The organism is Microbacterium petrolearium (assembly GCF_054782875.1).
In genome coordinates this window covers 1-533 of the sequence record NZ_BAAGRQ010000098.1, presented here as the reverse complement: position 1 = coordinate 533, position 533 = coordinate 1, and the positions used below count along the sequence as shown (strand labels likewise).

2 protein-coding genes are annotated in these 533 nt (G+C 72.4%); both read left to right on the top strand.

Going from position 1 to position 533, the window contains the following annotated elements; all coding sequences use genetic code 11:
- Positions 1 to 223, top strand: a 223-nt coding sequence (locus ACYVJ0_RS13820) for a hypothetical protein (protein ID WP_460818437.1), incomplete at its 5' end; no start/stop codon positions are given.
- Between the two features lie 107 nt (positions 224 to 330).
- A partial coding sequence (locus ACYVJ0_RS13815; RefSeq protein WP_460818436.1) for a hypothetical protein occupies positions 331 to 533 on the top strand: 203 nt, incomplete at its 3' end.

The window sequence follows — 533 nt, the reverse complement described above, 5'->3', positions numbered from 1 at the left end:
GGGCCCCGGGATGACCGGGGTGCTCGCCCCGTTCCCGATCGCGTCCAGCGTGGTCGCCGCGTTCGCGCTCGCGCAGCACGGGTCCGGCGAGGCGGTGCACCTGCTGCGCGGCGTCCTGGCCGGGCTGGTCGGGTTCGCGGCGTTCTGCCTCCTGGTCGCGTTGCTGGTGGTGCCCGTAGGGGCAGCGACGGTGGGGGAAGCGGGAGGCACGGGCATGCCGTGAGCCTAGTGTCCGGCCGGTGACCTGCGGCCGCGTCCAGATGCGCACATGTGCTGGAGGTCTTGTCAGGATGGACGGAGGCGACTCCGGATGGCCGTAATGTCTGCACCGTGAGAACACCGAGAGCTGGGATCGTTATCGTCGCGACCGCACTGCTCGTCGTGGTCGTCACCACCCTGTCGGGCACTCTGGGCCCCGGGATGACCGGGGTGCTCGCCCCGTTCCCGATCGCGTCCAGCGTGGTCGCCGCGTTCGCGCTCGCGCAGCACGGGTCCGGCGAGGCGGTGCACCTGCTGCGCGGCGTCCTGGCCGG